This window comes from Paraburkholderia sp. BL25I1N1, assembly GCF_003002025.1.
Classification (GTDB): domain Bacteria; phylum Pseudomonadota; class Gammaproteobacteria; order Burkholderiales; family Burkholderiaceae; genus Paraburkholderia.
Genome location: NZ_PVZB01000001.1, coordinates 521978 through 538163, shown reverse-complemented (window position 1 = coordinate 538163; position 16186 = coordinate 521978). Strand labels below are relative to the sequence as shown.

At 61.2% G+C, this 16186-nt stretch carries 11 protein-coding genes; 4 read left to right on the top strand and 7 right to left on the bottom strand.

Annotation, left to right across the window (positions count from 1 at the left end):
• Positions 1 to 47 precede the first annotated feature (47 nt).
• From B0G73_RS02380 to B0G73_RS02370, 3 genes are all read left to right on the top strand, one after another.
• Positions 48 to 824 carry a CDP-diacylglycerol diphosphatase gene (locus tag B0G73_RS02380; protein WP_258193149.1) on the top strand — a complete coding sequence of 259 codons (777 nt, stop codon included), beginning with the start codon at positions 48 to 50 and terminating at the stop codon, positions 822 to 824.
• A 151-nt stretch (positions 825 to 975) separates the two neighbouring features.
• Complete coding sequence (locus B0G73_RS02375) at positions 976 to 1977, top strand: fatty acid desaturase (RefSeq protein ID WP_106277500.1); 1002 nt, start codon at positions 976 to 978, stop codon at positions 1975 to 1977.
• Positions 1978 to 2142: 165 nt separating this feature from the next.
• Entirely contained in the window at positions 2143 to 2697 is a 555-nt protein-coding gene (locus B0G73_RS02370; protein WP_106277498.1) for a universal stress protein, read from the top strand.
• A 318-nt stretch (positions 2698 to 3015) separates the two neighbouring features.
• On the opposite strand, the gene B0G73_RS02365 is transcribed toward B0G73_RS02370, so the two are convergent.
• Positions 3016 to 6081, bottom strand: a complete 3066-nt coding sequence (locus B0G73_RS02365) for an acetoacetate--CoA ligase (RefSeq protein WP_106277495.1) — start codon at positions 6079 to 6081, stop codon at positions 3016 to 3018.
• A gap of 416 nt (positions 6082 to 6497) precedes the next feature.
• Between B0G73_RS02365 and B0G73_RS02360 the strand changes: the two genes are divergently transcribed.
• A complete protein-coding gene (locus B0G73_RS02360; RefSeq protein ID WP_106277493.1) occupies positions 6498 to 7721 on the top strand; it encodes a GDSL-type esterase/lipase family protein in 1224 nt (407 codons plus the stop codon).
• 40 nt (positions 7722 to 7761) lie between these two features.
• On the opposite strand, the gene B0G73_RS40355 is transcribed toward B0G73_RS02360, so the two are convergent.
• The 6 genes from B0G73_RS40355 to B0G73_RS02335 form a co-directional block, all read right to left on the bottom strand.
• The gene (locus B0G73_RS40355) at positions 7762 to 7929 is read right to left on the bottom strand and encodes a hypothetical protein (protein ID WP_181196477.1); all 168 of its coding nucleotides are present in this window, start codon (positions 7927 to 7929) and stop codon (positions 7762 to 7764) included.
• Between the two features lie 843 nt (positions 7930 to 8772).
• Entirely contained in the window at positions 8773 to 10422 is a 1650-nt protein-coding gene (locus tag B0G73_RS02355; RefSeq protein ID WP_106277491.1) for a hypothetical protein, read from the bottom strand.
• A gap of 43 nt (positions 10423 to 10465) precedes the next feature.
• Positions 10466 to 12283, bottom strand: coding sequence for a glutamine--fructose-6-phosphate transaminase (isomerizing) (glmS, locus tag B0G73_RS02350; RefSeq protein WP_106277489.1), 1818 nt, complete (start codon positions 12281 to 12283; stop codon positions 10466 to 10468).
• 177 nt (positions 12284 to 12460) lie between these two features.
• Positions 12461 to 13159, bottom strand: coding sequence for a FadR/GntR family transcriptional regulator (locus B0G73_RS02345; RefSeq protein ID WP_106277487.1), 699 nt, complete (start codon positions 13157 to 13159; stop codon positions 12461 to 12463).
• Positions 13160 to 13340: 181 nt separating this feature from the next.
• Positions 13341 to 14477 (bottom strand): glycosyltransferase, encoded by a 1137-nt coding sequence (locus B0G73_RS02340; protein WP_106277485.1) that lies wholly within the window; start codon positions 14475 to 14477, stop codon positions 13341 to 13343.
• A 314-nt stretch (positions 14478 to 14791) separates the two neighbouring features.
• Entirely contained in the window at positions 14792 to 15853 is a 1062-nt protein-coding gene (locus B0G73_RS02335; protein ID WP_146144146.1) for an EpsG family protein, read from the bottom strand.
• Between the last annotated feature and the right edge of the window lie 333 nt (positions 15854 to 16186).

The following is a 16186-nucleotide window of genomic DNA, read 5'->3' as shown; positions in this document are numbered from 1 at the left end:
TCACAACGCCTCCAAAAAACTCAACTACTCCGCCGATGAAAACTCAAATGCCCGCTCTCCCGCGGCGGGCCCTCTTGCGCCACGGCGCGCGAATCGCCGCGGCGTTGACCCTCGCGTTGGCCGCCAGCGCATGCGCGCGCCTCGCCGCGGTCGACTCGAATGCGCTGTGGAAAATCGTCGATCTGCGCTGCGTGCCGTCCCAGCAGGCAACCGGCACGCCCGGTCAATGCACGTTTGTCGATCTGAACAAACGCTACGCTATCCTGAAGGATATCGTCGGACGCTCGCAGCACCTGTTGATTCCGACCGACCGCATTACCGGTATCGAAAGCCCGCTTGTGCTTGCACCGCATGCGCAGGATTACTGGGCCGACGCGTGGGACGCGCGGACCTACGTCGAGAAATCGGTCATGCGCTCGCTGCCCGACAATGAGCTCAGCCTCGAAATCAATTCGCAATATCGCCGCACGCAGAACCAGTTGCATATTCATATCGATTGTATGCGCGCCGATATCAGCGAAGCGCTCGCCCGTCACGCCAAAGATTCACCGGGTCAATGGCGCTGGGAAACGCTCGACGGCGATCGCTACCGCATCATGCGCGTGACCTCGCTTGAAGGAGCCGACAACCCGTTTCGCATCGTCGCGAGAGACAACCAGGGCGATGCGGCGATGGCCGGGCAAACCATTCTCGTGACCGGTGCGGGACCGTCCGCTGACAAGGACGGCTGGCTGATCCTCAACAGCGGGATCGACGTGGACAACGGCAGCGGCTCGGCCGAAGGCCTCCAGGATCACGCCTGCCGCGTGGCGGACGCGCGCTGAGCGTATGACCGGCAAGCCCGGAAGGCGCGCCGGCGCTTAGGGCCGGCCGCCTTTTCACGTTTTCACAGATGCATTGCTGAACAAATTGGTTCTGGCAACGCGCGAGGGTCCGTAGGATCGGTCTGAACCTGCATTCCGACCGATCCTGTTCATGGCGATTTATCTCGACGACACGCAACGCAACACCGTCGCCCGTCTGGCGACAAGTTGGACATGGCGCACGCAATGGCCGACCTGGGCACTGATCGTCACGATCTATGGGGGATGGTTCGGCGTGGCGACCCATGCGCGCGTGCTCGGACTGCCGCTCACGACGCTTCTGCTCACCGTGCTCGGCACGTGGTACATGTCGTTGCAACACGAACTGCTGCATGGGCACCCTACGCGTTCGCCGTTCGTCAATGCCCTGCTCGGTTTCGCGCCGCTTGCCGTGTGGTTTCCGTATGGCATCTATCGCGATTCACATCTTCGGCATCACGACGATCCGCATCTGACGCATTCCGAGCGCGACCCTGAAAGCTATTTCGTCAGCGCGCTCGTTTGGCGACACACCGGTTGGTCCATTCGCGCGTTGCTGACTTTCCGCAATACGTTTGTCGGCCGTCTGCTGGTCGGGCCGGCGTTCTCCATCGCGGCGACCGGCGTGGACGCGCTGCGCAAGATCAAAAGCCGCGATTGGCGCGATATTCCACTGTGGCTCGCGCACTTCGCCGCCGTTGGTGCGCTCGCAGCGTGGCTGCAACATGCGTGCGGAATCCCGGCGTGGGTCTTTTTTGTTGGCGCGGGCTATGGAGCGCTGTCGTTGAGTTCGATCCGTTCGTTTCAGGAACATCGCGAGGCGCAAGCGCATGAGCATCGCAGCGTTATTAACGAAGCGGCGTGGTTCTGGCGTCTGCTGTTTCTGAACAATAACTATCATCTGGTGCATCACGATTTGCCGCATGTGCCGTGGTTTGCGCTTCGGGAGGTCTATGAGATGTCCCGCCAGCAATATATAGAACGCTCAGGAGGCTTTCTCGTACAAGGCTACAGCGAGTGGTTGAGACTTTACGCATTCGCTGCGGTTGCGCATCCGGCGCACGGCAAGGTGCCCGATTTCGATGTCGACGCCTTCAGCGTCGCAACGGAACGGGGAAGTCCCCTCACATTCTGAATTGCCCCGGTCTCCCAAGCGTGCCCGCCTCCGCGACGCAAAACCGACCCATGTCGATCATGGGCAATCGCCCCAGCGTCTGCGCGAACCGATGCGCGGCCTCCGGACCGAAGCGGGTCGCTGTCTTTTTCGAATCTACCTCTGCTCATTCAGCGCTCATTCTGCATGGTCAAGATAGCTTATCTGACCAGTCAAGAGGTGCCCAGAATGTTCAAGAAGATACTCGTCGCAATCAGTGCAAGTCCCGCGGATACTATCCTCGCGTCCGCCATTGAAGCCGCACGAAAGTACGACGCCCAAATCGTCGCGCTCCACGTAGTCGACCTGACGCCCTGTTTGATTGACGCCGCCGACTGTTACGTCGACCTGATCGTCGAGTCAATGGAGGAGCATGGCCGCCAGGTGATCACACGTGCCAGGGACGTGCTGGACGGTCAGGCGCGTTCAGTCGAAGTCCGCATGATGACGTTGCCACTAACCAGAATGACGATCGGGCGCGCGATCGCTTCTGTTGCCGAAGAGACGGCGGCTGACCTGATTCTTCTCGGTGAACGGAATACGTCCTGGTGGAACTGGTTGAACGAAGACGTGGCGGCGGAGGTCGCGCGCTGTTCCGGCAGGCTAGTCCAGATCGCGGCACGGCCGCGCGCCGAACGCTATACCGCCTCGCTCGACAAGTCGCAAAGGTCGATACCGTTCCTGGCTTCCGTCAACAAGTGATCAGGCGTCGGGCTCTCGCGAGTGAAATCGAAGAGAGCCTGATTGATATCCACATACGGCGCATACGAGCTGTCCGCGTTTGCTCATTCGGGATCGATCACGTGAACTTCGGCTTCTCGACCTGTTCCGCAAACGCAGCGCCGCTTACCGGCAAGCCTGAATAAGTCACCGTCGCCGTGGTGCTGCGTTTCGTCGGCGCGTTCAACGCCGCCATGCGTCTGGACGATATCGCCGCGCTCAACGCGTCGCTTGGCAACCGGCTGCCGAGTTTGCGCAACCTGTTGCCGTGAGCGACGCCGCCGGCGGCCCTTCGACTCGCTACGCGCCGGCCAGCCTGCGCGCGAGCGTATCGGCCACGGTGGCCAGGTGCGGTTCGACAACGAGATCGGTATGGGCGCCGTCGATGGTCTTCACCAGCAGCCCACTGCTTGCCACGCGCTGCCAGGCCGGCAGCGGATCGCCCTGCCCGCCTTCTCTGGCGGAAGCGCGCACGTAGACGATCGGGCTGCCGAGATAGCGGCGCGGGCGGTACGTCGCCATCGCAACGCGCATCGACTCGCGTACCTGCCGCAGTGCCGGTGGCAGCCCCTGCGTATCGGCGGCCGGCCTCGCGGCCATCTTGCCGAGCCGCATGCGAATCCGGTCGGCGGCTCCGAACACCCGCTCCTTCATATAGGCGACGCGACTTCGTGTGGAAAGGGTGCGAAACGCTCGCGCGCGCTCCGCCATGACTTCGCACTGGAAGGACAACCACTCGTGCCACGGCAAATAGCGTTCGTCCACGTAGGTATCCAGCAGACACAGCAACTCGATCTTCTCGCCCGCCGCGACAAGTTGCTGCGCTATCTCGAACGCGACCAGGCCGCCAAACGAATAACCGACCAGCGCATACGGGCCGCTCGGCTGCACCGCGCGCATCTGCTGGATATACACCGTCGCCATCTCCTCGACGCTTCGCTGCGGCTCCTCGTCGCCATCGAGTCCGCGCGCCTGCAGACCGTACACGGGCCGCTCGTTTTCCAGCGCGCCGGCGAGCGTCAGGCACTCCATCACTGAACCCGTGATGCTATGAAGCATGAACACAGGCCTTCCGCGGCCCGCACGCATCGGCACGATGTTGGGATGCGTATCCTGCGCGCGCTCGCCTGTGATAACGGCGGCGAGCCGCGCAATGGTCGGCGCGATGATAAGCGTCGCGAGCGGGAGCGTTCGGCCCGTTGCCAGCCGTATTTCGGCGAGCATCTGCGCGGCGAGCAGCGAATGGCCGCCGAGTTCGAAGAAGTTGTCGTCCAGACTGACCGGCGCGAAACTGAAAAGCTGCTCCCAGAGCGCGCATAGATAGACTTCGACCTGCTCGGCCGATTCACCGGGCTCCGGCAACTCGCGACGTGTGCGGGTGAGCGCGGGATGCGCGCTGATCTTCTCGACGCATCCGGGGTTCGCCAGCGACGACAGGTTGCGCACCGGCAAACCATTTACGGCATCGCGCGCGGCCGCCTCCGATGGCTTGCCATTGTGCGTGACGGGCAGCGCTTCGACTTCGGCGATCACGTCGGGCACGAGCGCCGCCGAACCCTGCAGCATCAGTTCACGCCGCACGCGCGAAGCGAGTGCGGCGCTCATCTTCGCGCCCCGGCGCAAGACAAGCAGCAGCACGACGCGCTGGCCCGATCCGTTCGCGTCATGGGTAGTCTGCGCGACGACCATCGACTGATTGATCTCGCCAATACTGCTGACAATGCGGTAGATCTCGCCGGGGCTCACGTTGATGCCGCGCACATTCAGCACGCCGTCGCTGCGTCCATGCAGGCGTGCCGACCCCTGCGCCGAAAACTCAATGATGTCGCCGTGCGTCCACACGCCCGGATTCGCCTTGAAATAGGCGGCGTGAAAGCGCGAGCCGTCCGCGTCGCCGAAGAAGCCGAGCGGGCGTGACGGAAACGGATTGACGCAAACCAGCTCGCCGGTCATGGAGGTGGGCTTGCCTTCGTTCCACGCCTGAACATCGAGGCCGAGACTCTTGCACTGCGCTTCGCCCGCGTAGACCGGCAGATTCGGATTGCCGAGCACGAAGCAACCGATGATATCCGTGCCGCCGGAAATCGACTGGAGCTGCAGCGGCTTGACATAGGCGCGCACCCATTCGAACTGCGAGTCGTAGAGAACGGCACCGGTCGACATCATCGCGCGCAGCGCGTCCAGCCCGAACTGCTCGCCGGGTTTCAGGCCCGCGTCCTCGCACATCTTCAGATAGGCGGGACTCGTGCCGAACACGGTCACGCGCTCATCGGCGACCAGCCGCCAAAGCGTGTCCACTTCCGCAACCGGTCCGTCGTACGTGACGATCTCGACGCCCGACGCCAACACCGACAACTGCCAGTTCCACATCATCCACGAGCAACTCGTGTGGAAGTAGAGCTTGTCGCCCGGACCCAGGTCGCTGTGCAACTGATGCTCTTTCAGATGTTCGAGCAAGGTGCCGCCGGCGCCGTGCACGATGCACTTGGGCTTTCCTGTCGTGCCCGAGGAGAACATGATGAAAAGCGGATGATTGAACGGAAAGCGCCGCCATTCGAACCGTGCGGCGTCGCCTTGAACGATGAGATCGCGCAGCGAATGCTGAGGCTGGCTCACCGTGCTCGGCAGCGGGGTTTCGTCCAGGCAGACAACGTTCGTGAGCGTCGGCAATGCCGCGGCCACTGCCGCGACGTGCGAAGCGAGCGAGCCGGCCGTATCGAATGAGCGCTGCGTCGTGTGCGCGAACAGCATGCGCGGTTCGAGCGGCTCGAAGCGGTCGAGGATCGCCTGCACGCCGGTTTCAGGCGCCGCGGTGGAGAGCGTCGCGCCCAGCGCCGTCACCGCGAGCGCGGTGACGATTGCGTGCGCGTCGTTGCGCATCATCGCGACCACACGGTCGCCCGGGCGCAACCCGAGCTCGTTGAGCGAACAGGCAAGGCGCGCGACACGCTCGCGCAACTCGCCGCGGGTCATCGTTTCGCGGCGGCCATCGGCATAACGCGCGGTGAGTGCCGGCGAGTCGTCCGGCGCGATCTTTCGCCCGAGAACGCTTTGGGCGTAATTCAGCTCGACGTTCGGAAAGAAACGCGCGGTCTCGCATTCGTCGCCCACGCAGACCGGCTCGGCCGCGCCGCCCCATGCCATTCCGTCGGTCCATTGCAGAAAGCACTGCCAGAACCGGCGGAATTCGCGCGTCGAATAAGCGTGCAGTTCCGGATAGTCCGCGAAACGCTCGCCTGTGAAAGTTTCCAGCGCCGCGGTAAAGCGTGATATTCGTGATTCGGCAACGCGTTCCGGCAAGTTCTGAAATACGGGTTCGCGCGCATACATGCGCATGCTGGCCCCGACGAAATTCTCGTGATTCATCCCGCCACCAGTAGTGGAATAAAGCGTTATATGTAGTTATCTGCCTGTTGCCGGCGGGCGCCGGCAGGCAGTCGCATTCCGACAGTGCCTCTTATCTGGCCTTGAGCACTCTGCCCTCGCAAACAGATTACTGCGCGAGACAACGACGCTATGTGCGACCTCACACAAAATTACACGCCTCGCCGAGCAACGTCTCGCGGCATGAACTTTTGACCGCCCGCTCGTTGCGCGCAGGCAATTGAATTCGCTTGCCGCCCGGCGCTGTGTTATCTACCGCACCGAACGCATACACAAAAGAACGATTAAATCGGCAGACAGCGATCAAACCGCAAAAAGAGGATCGGGCTCGCGCTGTGCAATGCGTCTGCCACAGTCGTTGCACTCGCGGAAGCTCTGTCTTCCACAAGGAAAAGGACGTGAACCGATGGATTCCGGCGCTTCTTAAAGCGGCCCTGGTACTTTGTATTGTGCTGCCCGATATAGTCAGCAAGGGCGTGCAAGGCGTCGAGACGTCCGCGCCCTGGATAGGCACGTGGTCCGCTTCGCCCTCCATCACCGACGATGCCGGCTTCAATAACCAGACGTTGCGGCAGATAGTGCACACCAGCATCGGTGGAGGATCGGCGCGAATCCAATTGTCGAACCTGTTCGGTTCAGAGCCGCTGGTGATTGGCGAAGCGCGAATCGCGCGGGGCGCTGGAGGTCAGGAAACGGTGGTCGGCAGCGACCGCGCGGTCACGTTCGGCGGTCAGCCGAACGTGACGATTCCCGTGGGCGCTTCGGTCTCGAGCGACCCGGTCGCGTTCGAGGTTCCGCCGCTCGCCGATGTCGCCATCAGCCTCTATCTACCCGTGCAGACGGCGCCGCGTTCGACCGGCCACGTCGACGGCCTGCAAGACATCTATGTCGCCGCCGGAGACGTCGCCGCCGACCCGGTCTTTACCGGCGGAAACACGTTCTCACCCGGCGGCCAGTCCTACTATTTTCTGACGAGTCTCGACGTGTTGAACCCCGCCGCGACCGGGGCGGTGGTCACATTCGGCGCGTCCATAACGGACGGTATCGAGTCGAGTGTCAATGCCAACCGGCGCTGGCCCAATCGCCTCGCGATCCGGCTGCAGCAGGCCGGCATGGCCGTGGGCGTGCTCAACCAAGGCATCAGCGGCAATACCTTCTTCACCAATAACGCCGGACAGGCTGGTCTCAAGCGCTTTGATCGCGACGTGCTCCAGCAACCGGGCGTGGAATGGGTCGTCATCTCGGACGACGCAATCAACGACCTGAACACCGACACACCGCCCACGGCTCGCCGGTTGATCGGTGCATTGCGACAACTCATCGAGCGCGCGCATCGTGCCAACATCAAGGCGATATGCTCCACGCTCACGCCGTTTGCCGCAACGGGATCCGTCGAAGCCGCGCGGCAGGACATTAACGCCTTCATCCTGAGTCCGACAAGCGGTTGCGATGCGGTACTCGACCAGGCGAAGGCCGTCAGCGACCCCGCCAATCCCGCTGTTTTGCTGCCGGCTTATAACAGCGGCGATAACCTCCATCCGAACGAGGCAGGCTTGCAAGCCATTGCCGACGCGATGGATCTGGATGCGCTCACGGCCGGGGCGCCCGTGCAGGCGCCCTGATGGCGCGTCGGACGATCGACTGCTGCGCAGGCGAAACGACTCATTTACGCAAACATCTTCGATGTCCGCCCAGTTTTCGCGCGCCGGCGCCGCTCTTCATCATTTTCTTTCTACCGGACGTAAAGAACAGGACATCCATCACCGCCAATAGCGAGAGCACGACAATCGCGACGAAAACAGCCGTCCCGATGATGCTCAAAAGTGCCATATGTCCTCCGTGAGTGAGGGAAAGCCGATCGACGCGCACTTTATCATTCCGACGGGCGTGGCCGCGAATTGCAACGCTACACGCTCCGCCACAACCGATCAGCCGGCTCGACCCTGCACTCTCCTATAACGCTCCATTAATTTGTTAGCAAGACACGCGGGTCCGGCCTGGCGTTCCTGCGCCGTCTATCGGATGCCGGCATCCGCCGGGCCGCCGCGTGAATTCCATTCATCAGAGTATACCCACAGCGGCATTCAAAACTCCGGATCGACGCCCATAAGCCGGGTTGTTTATCGTCCGCGCATCCCAGGGTAGATTGATTTCTGTGTGCGCCGCGCCGCAGAAAGGGCCCGTCTTTCGCCTCAACATCGGCAGCAAATACATCAAAACGCGGGGGGACAAGGTGGCAATCAGTAAATTTGAGGCACCAGGTTGAGTCGCCTGGATTGAACGCTTTACCGCCGTTCACGCCCATAAATCAATTCCAATAAGCAGGCTCGCCATGTTCACATCAACCACAATTATTCTTATCGTTTGCGTATGGGTTACCGTCGTAGTCCTGCTTTGGCTGCTGGTTCGCCACGGTGCTCTACGAGAGCGCGCAGAATACGAAAGTCCGCCCGCAAATGGGCGGAAGGCGAGAGCCGCGTCCGAACGGCGCTATGGAGACGCCGCTAACGGCCACGCAGACTCACCCGAGTTTCATGGGCCGTCCGGAAGAAAAAGAACACCGTGATCTGGATAGACGCGAATTGAAACAGCCCCGGCATAATGCGGGGCTGCGCGCCATACGATCAACGGAAGATCCGGCGCCACGCGCCGGATCCCGCGGTGAGTCACTGACTATTTAGCGCGCTTCTTCATCCCGTCGATGAGCGTCAATCGCCCCGCCCGGTTGAACGTGTGCACGCGATCTATGCTTGCGTCCCAGTTGGCTTCGATCCGGCTTGCCGACGTTTCCTTATAGGTGGTTTCGTCGATAGCGTCGATACGTTGAAACGACAACGCGCGCCCGTATTTGCCACTGCAGTCCTGCGCGGGCCGGTACCACTGCCCGTGATGTTCGAAAATGCTCCCTGCGGGGCGAGCAGTTCTGATATCCGACACGATCGGGTTGCAGGGATGAGGATGCCAGTCCTTGCTCAACAGCGTATCCGACCAGAACAGAAACAACTCGTCGGATAGCGGTGCATGCTCGTTTTCCCGCATGCAGGCGAAGAGCCAGTATTTACCGTCGTGACGCCAGATCGTCGTGTCCACGGCCATGACGTCGTCCATCAGGTTCATGACGTGCTCCCACTGATCCGGGAACCTCGTGCACCGATAAAGCTCGATGGCCTTGCTCTCGTTAGTCTCCGGGATCATGTAGAGATCGCCGCCCTCCTCCAGCATGAACGGATAGGACAGGTGATAAGGCCGCTCCAGAATCTTCACGGGAGGCAGGATCGGCTGGTCGTTTGCATCGAAACGGATAACCGAGAGATGCCCCCTGTTCTTCGAGTATTCGAGTTCTTCGATAAAGACCGCATACTCGCCATTTCTTTCCACCACAAACGGGTCTGCCCAGAAGCGGTCCTTGGGCGGCAGCAGTTGCTTGAACTCGAAAAGACGCTCAGGGATCTGAGCATTCTCGCCGAAGTGATACAGCAACATCCACTGTTCGAACTTGCGCAGCCCGCTTGCCTTCCTGGCGACGGTTCTCGCCATCAACTGGCCAATGAACTTGCCGTAAGCGCCGCTGGTCGGCTCGGCGATTTTCTCGCCGGAATAAAACGCGGGTGGTGCATCAGCCTGCGTGTATTTCCGCCTGAAGTTGTCTTCGCCGATGTCCCTAAGCTCGCGCAACTTTCGCGGCGCAAACGAAAGCGTCTTCCAGTAGCAGTGGCTGCGATTCCGGTGAATCGACACCGGATAGGTCATCGACCATGATTTTTGCAACGTGTGCGGGCGTTCGCCTGCCCGGGTCTGAAACTGCAAGACGGACGCCGTCGTTGTCCGGTCCAGAAGAATGTCCCACACGCCGACGGGTCCGTCACGTTCGACTATTTCATCGCCATGCCGGTATGACCATATCCCGCAAGAAGCTGTATCGAAGATTTCGCCGCACGGCCGCAACGGGCCCAGCCGCAGGAAAACGGTGATGCCATGTGCGGCGATTTTCGCCAGGTCGCGAGGATCGAAATGATCCCCGCACTCCTTGCTCTCCACCTCGACATTCAAGGTGGGCACTTCCGCCAGCGCCGAGGCCAGCGACTCGGTCCTGAACGCGTCGTGCCCAACCTTGACGAGCCGTTTGTCGAGCGCCATCCACAGCGACAAGGGCCACGGACCGGCCTGCGAAGCAGTTTTCCTCCCCGGGCGCCGTTGGTACGCATATTTGACGACAAGGGCGATCTCCATTCCCTGCTCGGCGGCAATCAGCCCTAGCATGTGATTCACCCAGGCCGGCAACACCATGTCGTCGACGAGAACCCCAACCTTGATCGTGTTCATCGCTGATTGTCTTGATGGATCGATATGCAACGTGCCCCGCGCCTCATTCCACCGTCACCGATTTCGCGAGGTTGCGCGGCTTGTCGACGTCGGTTCCTCGCGTGCACGCCGTGTGATACGCGAGCAGTTGCAAAGGCAGCACGTGCAGGATCGGCGACAGCGGCCCGTAGTACTCGGGCATCTGAATGACGCGCAGACCTTCCTCGTTCGACAGATTCGCATCGGCATCGGCGAACACGTACACCTGGCCCCTGCGGGCGCGGACTTCCTGGATGTTCGACTTCAGCTTTTCAAGCAAGCCGTCGTTCGGCGCGGTCACGACGACCGGCATCGCATCGGTCACGAGCGCTAGCGGTCCGTGCTTCAGTTCGCCGGCGGGATAGCCTTCGGCGTGAATGTACGAAATCTCCTTGAGCTTCAACGCGCCTTCCAGTGCGATCGGAAAGTGCGCACCACGGCCGAGGAAGATCGCGCTGTCCGTGCGCGCGATCTCGTGCGCCCACGCGATGATTTGCGGTTCGCGCGCCAGCACGCCCTGCAGCGCCGTGGAGAGGCCCGAGAGCTGCGAGCGGTAGTTCGCTTCCTGCTGCGCATCGACATACCCGCGTGAGCGGCCGAGCGTCACCGCGAGAACGAACAGCGCCACGAGTTGCGTGGTAAACGCCTTGGTCGATGCGACACCGATTTCGGGACCGGCTTGCGTGATGAACGACCAGCGCGACTGCCGCACGATCGCGCTCGTCGCCACGTTGCAGATTGCAAGCGTGTGGTCCTGACCGAGCGATTGCGCATGCATCAGGGCGCCGAGCGTGTCGGCGGTCTCGCCCGATTGCGAAATCGGCACCACCAGCGTGTTCTTGCCCGGGATCGTTTCGCGGTAGCGGTATTCGCTGGAAATCTCGACCTGCGTCGGGATCTTCGCGATCGACTCGAACCACGCCTTGGCGGTCAACGCGGAATAGTGGCTCGTGCCGCAGCCGAGCAGCAGGATGCGGTCGATCTGCGCGAACGCCTGCGGGTCCGTGGCCCCGAAAAGCGTGGCGTCGAACGCGCTGTTGCGGGGGAATGTTTTGGACACAGCCAGCGGCTGTTCGAAAATTTCCTTCTGCATGAAATGACGATACGGCCCGAGCGCCGCCTCGGTGGGCGGATGGAGCAACGTGCGCGCCTCGCGCTCGACCGGCTGGCCGTCGCGGTTCATGATCCGGGTGCCGTTGTGGGACAGATCGGCGATGTCGCCGTCCTGCAGGAAGATAAACCGGTCGGTTACGTCGGAAAGCGCCAGCGGATCCGACGCAAGAAACGATTCCTTGCCGTTTATCCCGATCACGAGCGGCGAGCCATAGCGCGCCCCCACCACGCGCTCCGGCTCGGCCTTGCAGAAGACGGCGATCGCATACGCGCCGCGCAGTTCGCTCACGGCGCGACGCACCGCTTCCGCCAGATCGCCCTGGTAGTGACTGTGGATCAGATGGGCGATCACTTCCGTGTCCGTCTGGCTCGCGAATTCATAGCCCGCGCCGCTCAGTGTGAGTTTCAGCGCCTCGAAGTTTTCGATGATGCCGTTGTGAACGATCGCGATCTCGTTCTGCGAGAAGATGGGATGCGCGTTCTGGGTCGCCGGCGCGCCGTGCGTCGCCCAGCGGGTGTGAGCGATGCCCGTCCAGCCTTCGAGCCCCATCTCGCGGACCTCGCGATCCAGAGAACGAACGCGCGTCAGACTGCGCACGCGGTGTGGCGCGCCGTCTCGCAGCACCGCCACGCCGCAGGAGTCGTAGCCGCGGTATTCCAGCCGCCGCAAGCCTTCGAGCAATACCGGAACGACGTTGCGTTCTGCGATCCCAGCCACGATTCCACACATATTCCCCTCCGATGGTTTAGTCCGTTGCGCGACTCAACCGTGTTGGAATATCGCGTGGACTTCATAAAGCGTCTTCTCTTGCGCTACAGCGGCCCGTTGCTTCGCGCATCCTTATTCTAAATAGGCATCCGAATTAAATCGTCCGCCTCCAGACCCCGGTATCGGCCTGCATCCAGCTCAAACCGTTTCCGCGAGCAGCTGGTCCGCGCTATGGCTGATGAGTTGCATCATCGCCGCCTTCGCGCCGTCCGCGTCGCCGAGTTCGATCGCGCGCACGACTTTGCCGTAATCGGCGACCCGCGCCTCGTACGCCAGTGCTTGCATGCGGGAGACCGGCTGCACGGACTTCAGCCCCATCCGGACGATGCTGCCCATCTGGCTGAGCAAGCTGTCGCCGCTGGCGTCGATGATCGCCAGTTGCAGCGCGTCTTCGGCGGCCTTGCGCGCGACGGGATCCCCGCTCGCCTGCTGGAGATTCTGATACATGGCGGCGATAGCAATGCGCTGATGCCGGCTCGCCCGGGTCGCCGCGAACGCAGCCGCACGCGGATCGACGAGTTTGCGGAATTCGATCAGCCCGTGCAGATACTCCGGATCGGGCGTGGCGCGAAGCCGCCACTCGGCGACTTCATGATCGATGATGAGCCAGTCTTTCGTCGGCTTGACGCGTGTACCCGTTTTCGGCCGGACGTCGAGAATCTGGCGTGAAATCAGGATGCTGATCGCTTCGCGCATGATCGAGCGGCTCACGCCGAGCTTCTTCGACAGGATGACCTGCGGAGGCAGCATGTCGCCGTCGTAATCCCCGTTGATGATACCGGTCACCACCTGGTTGACCACTCGCTTGACTAGCGATGTTTCGTATCCGTGGTTCATTTTGTCTTCTCGTGGTCCTATGGGCGTTACCTGCAAGGTCCGTCTTTTCCCGGACCCCGGCCGCGGTTTTCAAGGCTTGTCCCCGTGCCTTTGTATGTTCATATGGTGCATCGGGTTCCGCTCCCGCAACGTACGTCCTCACACACTGCCCGTGTAAATGAATGGAAATCGCAGCGCCGGGTCAGTGGCGCGGCTCCTCGGCCCCACGCGGCGCGACGACCGGCGCGTGTCCCGTGATCACCAGCCAGCGCGGCGTCCTGATGCGCACGATCGACACATAGACGTGAACGTAGATCGTGACGAAGGCGATAGTCGCCCCGGCGAGCGCGATAGGCGTGTCCCAGAAGAACGTGGCCGGCACGATGCTGACGAGGCTCAGCACCCACAGATAAACCGAGGTGCAGGAATTGCGCATCGCACGCCGGCGCAGATTGCCGCCGTCGATACCCTTTCGCACCACACGCCGATACACGAGCGTATGCAGATGAAGTCCGTCCGGAGCGCCCGCCGGCCTGCCGCGCACGATCCTGCGGCGATAAATGGAAAAGAGCGTCTCGAACGTCGGATAGATGGCGACGGCCATCGCGTACCACGCCGACACGCCCGGGTTGCGCACGATCAGCAGGACCAGCAGCTCCGCCATGACGAAACCGATGAAATAAGCCCCGCCATCACCGAGGAAAACGGAAGGCACCGGAAAGTTCCAGAGCACGAAGCCGCCGATCGCGCCGATCATGGTCAACGCCATGCTCATGACAAGCCAGTCGTTGACGCTATGGGCCACATAACCGATCGAGGCGAAGATCAGCATGGTGACGACCGAGGCGAGTCCGTTGAAGCCGTCGATGATATTGACCGCATTCGTCAGCCCGGCGACGCCGAGCATGGTGAAGCCGATCCCGATCGGCAGAATGCGCAGCCACTGATCGATAAGCGGCAAGTCCACCCGCGTGAGCGTGGCGTGCATCAGCAGGCAGGCCGCGAGCGCCGAAGCGAGCGCGCACAGCAGCCGCACGCGCGGGCTCACGCGCTTGGTCATGTCTTCCACCACGCCGCCTGCGAAGGCGGGCACAGCGCACAACAGGAGCAGCAGTTGACCGGTCCCCGGGGCGGTCGCCCACAGCGGCTGGATAAGCGCCACGACCGTGGCGGCGCAGGCAATGCCGACTCCGCCGATTCGCGGCACCGCATAGGCGTGGTTCTTCTGAATGCCCCGCAAGTCGTGGTCCATCGTAAGCGACCCGTGCAAGCCCGAACTTCGCACGATAAAAAAGATAACCAGGAATGAGACAACAAAGCCAAACGCCAGATTTAACATCTCTGTCTCCAACATAAACGGAGGAATTTTTATTTTCTTGTCGCTTTTAATGCACGTTTAGGACAAGGTTAGTGATGCACACCGTCTCTCACTTTGAGTCTTTCCTCTGTGGCATTCCCAACACAACCCGGACACGATCATTTTATGAGCCGACAAATAAGCGTAAATACGACGTGCCACGGCATACGTCGAATCAACTTATCGACGCAGCGGAATATGTCTATGAAATGATGATTGCCCGCGCTTGCACGCGCTTCGGAAAGGAAGCGCGCTTCGTACCGGCAAGCATTGCCTTGCGGCTAGCGGACAAGCGCTCAGAGAAAGTACTTATAAGTGCCCAGCAGATAATTCTTGTGAATGTCGTAAGTCAAAATAGCCAGGATAAATGCGACCATCCACAGGACCAGCGAATTCTTGATACGGATCTCCGGCAGCATGAAGGCCAACAGCAGCGGTCCATAGTAGACAATGCGCTGGGTTCCGAATGGATAGACGAAGAAGGAAATGATCAGGAACATGATCAGCCCGATATGCATGATCGCGATCTCATGGACGACCATTTCGCGCGCGATATGCTCAATATGCTTTCGACGCAGCACGATCACGAGCATTGGTACGATCAGATACAGAGCGAGTGAGATCAGGAAGTTCACTGTGAATTCTTCCTGCTGCGTGTATTCCTCGAGCCGGCGGCCGCCGAACCTGGCGAAAAGCCACGCCGACGCCAGCGACATCGCGAGCGCCGCGCCGACCACGCCCACGATCGCCAGCGCCTTGCTTCGCTTCATGAGAAAGTGCGCGAGAATCAGGAACAAGGCCGGATACGCAAAAGTGGTGTGAACGATACTGGCGAGCAGCGCGCCTCGAACGGGTTGCTGCCGGCACATCGCGAAGTACATGGCGATCGACAGGGCGAAACCCTGACGGATCTGGAATAGACCGACCGTCGCGAGGCCGGTGGGGATCAGCGCCCACAAAAGCAGGCCGAGAAGCGGCCGGCGCGTCCGGCTAAGAGCAAGCGCCATCAGCACATTCAGCACGACGACCGTCACGCGCACCGCGGTGTCCGGTGAGAGGCCCAGTGAATCGAGGCCTAACACCCACAGCCGCCAGCCGAGTTCATCCGTGATCGTCTTCACGATGAAAAACACCACCGACTGGCTGCTGGACCACAGATGAACGATCCAGAGCGGATCGGCATCCCTGAAGTACGCAACGTAATTATCCTGATCGAGCAGCGTGCTCCGATCGCCGAGGGCGATCTTCAGGAGAATGAACGCCGACAACGCCAGGAATCCAAGCATGGAAGGCCGCAGCCACCGGTAGCCGATTGGATGGATCTGGAACTTCGAGTTGAGTTGTTCTGCCACTTTCATCCCTCTCTTGCCCGTCAGCTTGCCAATGCCGCGCAAACCGGAGGAGGTGCGTTGATTTTTTATGCCGCTCACTCATGCTTTCGGCAAGCGCCGTTCAGCGGAGCGCGCTCAGTGACCGGTATTGCTATCTGGCCATTGAATGCTCTTGAAACTGACTTTGCCTTATGCCCCTGCACGCTATCAGCTTTCGGTTGGACCTTACGAGCGGAACGGCACATAAGATTCGCATCGATTCCTGAGGACGAGTCCATAGACTCGTATGCACAATAAATCGCATCCGGGAATGGCGAGCGACAATTGTCCTGGGCTGTGTTGGATGGCGAACGGTATGGC

Excerpts from the sequence above, each read along its gene's own strand:
- B0G73_RS02380 (WP_258193149.1), top strand. The coding sequence starts at position 48 with ATGCCCGCTCTCCCGCGGCGGGCCCTCTTGCGCCACGGCGCGCGAATC.
- B0G73_RS02375 (WP_106277500.1), top strand. The coding sequence starts at position 976 with ATGGCGATTTATCTCGACGACACGCAACGCAACACCGTCGCCCGTCTG.
- B0G73_RS02370 (WP_106277498.1), top strand. The coding sequence starts at position 2,143 with ATGGTCAAGATAGCTTATCTGACCAGTCAAGAGGTGCCCAGAATGTTC.
- B0G73_RS02365 (WP_106277495.1), bottom strand. The coding sequence starts at position 6,081 with ATGAATCACGAGAATTTCGTCGGGGCCAGCATGCGCATGTATGCGCGC.
- B0G73_RS40355 (WP_181196477.1), bottom strand. The coding sequence starts at position 7,929 with ATGGCACTTTTGAGCATCATCGGGACGGCTGTTTTCGTCGCGATTGTC.
- B0G73_RS02355 (WP_106277491.1), bottom strand. The coding sequence starts at position 10,422 with ATGAACACGATCAAGGTTGGGGTTCTCGTCGACGACATGGTGTTGCCG.
- glmS (WP_106277489.1), bottom strand. The coding sequence starts at position 12,283 with ATGTGTGGAATCGTGGCTGGGATCGCAGAACGCAACGTCGTTCCGGTA.
- B0G73_RS02345 (WP_106277487.1), bottom strand. The coding sequence starts at position 13,159 with ATGAACCACGGATACGAAACATCGCTAGTCAAGCGAGTGGTCAACCAG.
- B0G73_RS02340 (WP_106277485.1), bottom strand. The coding sequence starts at position 14,477 with ATGTTAAATCTGGCGTTTGGCTTTGTTGTCTCATTCCTGGTTATCTTT.
- B0G73_RS02335 (WP_146144146.1), bottom strand. The coding sequence starts at position 15,853 with ATGAAAGTGGCAGAACAACTCAACTCGAAGTTCCAGATCCATCCAATC.